This window comes from Bradyrhizobium sp. (assembly GCF_049512235.1).
In the GTDB taxonomy this organism is placed as follows: Bacteria; Pseudomonadota; Alphaproteobacteria; order Rhizobiales; family Xanthobacteraceae; genus Bradyrhizobium.
In genome coordinates this window covers 1-2,717 of sequence record NZ_JBEKXH010000697.1, presented here as the reverse complement: position 1 = coordinate 2,717, position 2,717 = coordinate 1, and the positions used below count along the sequence as shown (strand labels likewise).

At 58.0% G+C, this 2,717-nt stretch carries 1 protein-coding gene and 2 pseudogenes; 1 reads left to right on the top strand and 2 read right to left on the bottom strand.

Going from position 1 to position 2,717, the window contains the following annotated elements; genetic code table 11:
• Positions 1-420, top strand: a pseudogene (locus tag ABSG20_RS34100) (lytic transglycosylase domain-containing protein); the annotation flags it as partial.
• 452 nt (positions 421-872) lie between these two features.
• Here the strand turns inward: ABSG20_RS34100 and ABSG20_RS34095 are convergent.
• On the bottom strand, positions 873-1,388 hold the full coding sequence (locus ABSG20_RS34095) for a hypothetical protein (protein ID WP_423868835.1): 516 nt from the start codon (positions 1,386-1,388) through the stop codon (positions 873-875).
• An 899-nt stretch (positions 1,389-2,287) separates the two neighbouring features.
• Positions 2,288-2,413, bottom strand: a pseudogene (locus tag ABSG20_RS34905) (hypothetical protein); the annotation flags it as partial.
• Positions 2,414-2,717 lie beyond the last annotated feature (304 nt).

Genomic DNA, 2,717 nt, shown 5'->3' with positions numbered 1-2,717 from the left:
TTCGCGATCTACCAGCCCGCCTCCAGCGCCGTCGGCCTGTTCCAGATGACCGATGGGGCTTACGCCGAGGCCGCGCGGTTTTGCATCCGGGCGAACGCCGTCACTGATACCGGTTGCGGGTTCGGTCCTTACATTCGCGCGATCCCCAGCCATGCCATCGAACTCGCATCCGTGTATCTTGACCGCAATGTGGCCGCGGTTCTCGCCCGCGCGGACATGACCGCAAGCCCGCAGCAGAAGCAGGATGTCGCGGCCTTCATACATCTGTGCGGCGGAGGCCCCGCCACGGCTTTCGCCCGCCGCAAGTTTCAAATGCTGGCCGACGAACGCTGTGGCGATCACCTCGTCGCGGCCTATGTCTCAAGGGTCAACGCAATGAAGCGCCAGTTTCTTCGCGTTGCGGCTGATGGCGGGAATTAGAACGTAGGGCCTAGGCCGATGGGTTGAGCGCAGCGACATTCGCGCAACTCACTGTCGCCGGGACCAGAGAAGTCATGATCGGGCTGAGAGGGCAGAAATCATCGTGCTTAAGCCTCAGTCGAAAAGGCGAGCGCCCGTAGCCAAGAGGTCAATGTAAGCGCCCCAATCGCTCGGCACCGATGAATCCCTGGCTGGGGCGGGAGGATTCGAACCTCCGCTCGACTTGGCGCTAACATACTGAAAACACGTGCTGTTCACATGCCATTACTGAGGATGTGATACACTCTCGTGCTACACAGAGCAACCTGCCCACGCCCAGGATCATCGCCAGCAGGCTCGGAACCCGCGAAGCCACCTGGAATGGCGTGGAACGGAGCCGGCGGCTGGCTCATCTTAGCGACCGGACGCTCCGAACAGATAGCCCTTGCTTTCTTGCCCCAAGATGCGAAGTTTTAGGAGCCAGTCCCGATGAGCAACGTCAATATTGCCGGTCGGCCATACTGGCATTCAGGATCATCCGCGATGCGCAATGGATCGGTGAGAGGAAACCATCTCGCTAACGAAACATGAGCATCCTGGTGACTCGTCGCTTTTGATTGCTCGCCAATCTGCTTGATTAAGGTGCCAAAGAAACATCGCGCGCTTGCAAATTCCTCCCATTCGTAACTGCCGCTCACGACTTCGGAAAGCAGCTCCAAAATCAGAGTGCTGATGCCTTTGGGCTCATAGGAAGCCGCTATCACCGTTAGCTCTGATGACATTCGCGTGGGAACCGCAATTGCGGTGGATATCAGCACATTGACGTAGCGAATGTGGTCGCGTCGCCACTGGCGCCACATTTCGTCATTGTACGGGGGCTGAAGGTTCGCGGGTGGCATAGCATCGACGCGGAGTTGGTCCCGCTCGATAGCCGCGCCGAATCTTCTGAGAACATTTTCTAAGTCCGCGTTCGTGAGGGTGTCGTTCATTTCGGGTCTGTAGCTCCTACCGCATTCGTGCTCTTCAGCTCTTTGAGACTTTCGGCACCCTTTAGGACGTACTCCATCTGGTAAAAGACGGCCATAGGCAAAGATATTTCCATTTAACCTAACTCGCCTAAAGGCCTGGATAGACGTCGCTTGTGCCAAACCGACGCACAAGAGAATTCGCCGCGCCAGCCAAAAAAGCATGTATTCCGTGTGGGAAAGCCCAAGCCGTCATCGCCCTTGCACGCGGCAGCGAGATCGTGGAAGCGGAGGCCGGGGAAGGTGTTCTGCGGAGTTCGTCGGCAGTTGCGGCGGCCTGGCGTCCCTCGTCGGGTTCATCGGGACGCCGGCCTCTCGGCTTCAGGTAAATCGCAAGCTGCAGTCCGAACTTGGCGATCGCAACCAGCGGCGCGGTCGCGTTAGGTCTGGGGACTGACACTGCAGGCGGGATACCGGGTCTTGAACGAACTAGCGAAGAAGACTCAGGTCCTTTTCTTCATGCACCACGAACATCAGCTGAATGTTGCGCAAGAGGCATTCGGGAACGCGGTTCTCACTGTGATCTTCCGACCAACTTGGTCGGCGCCGAACCCGTTGCGCGAACACTCGGAGGGGGCGCGAGATGAAAGAAACGTTCTGGGTTCGGCGTCGCTGGATGCTGCTCAGTATCCAAAAGCTCTGCGCAACCGGCTACGCCGTGCTCAGAACGCAGCGATGGCAGATACCGCAGCCCGCGTTCGCGGGCCTATTCACAATGGCGCGCCATTCAGAATAAAACTACGAACTCATATGTAATTGAAGTTACTATATAATTTATTTCGATCGATCTGTTGGGAGCGCCATCTCATCTGCTACGCCCCCACTCCGATGAATAGGCGGCGCAAAACGCGCCCCCGGTTCTCTCACATCCGCCCAGCGTCCCTGAGGTCCGCGATCGTCCGCAATGCGATATCGCGCATCAATCCGATCTCCGTCGCATCCTGTCCGTCGACGAGCGCTTTTGCAACAATCGCGAGCTCGCGCCAGCATAGGTCGGCGTCCCGCTCGCGGGGCCGGGCTCTACTCCAACCGCTTTTGCGGGGGTCACCAAGCCCGCAGACCCCGGAAGCCGGGTCATTCGGTTACGATCCTTTGCACGAAGGCTAAACCGGCGCGATCGATCTAGTAATCGTCGTGAATGAAATCCTCAATCAGGATATTAGGATTGATCGCTCGAAATAGACGCGCTCGATGGCCGAGCGGGTGAAGGGCTCGCGGGTTCAAATAGACCGCCGAAGGTATGGCCTCCCGGCCTAGCTCATGAGTCTCCGGCCACGCATTTATGAATATGAT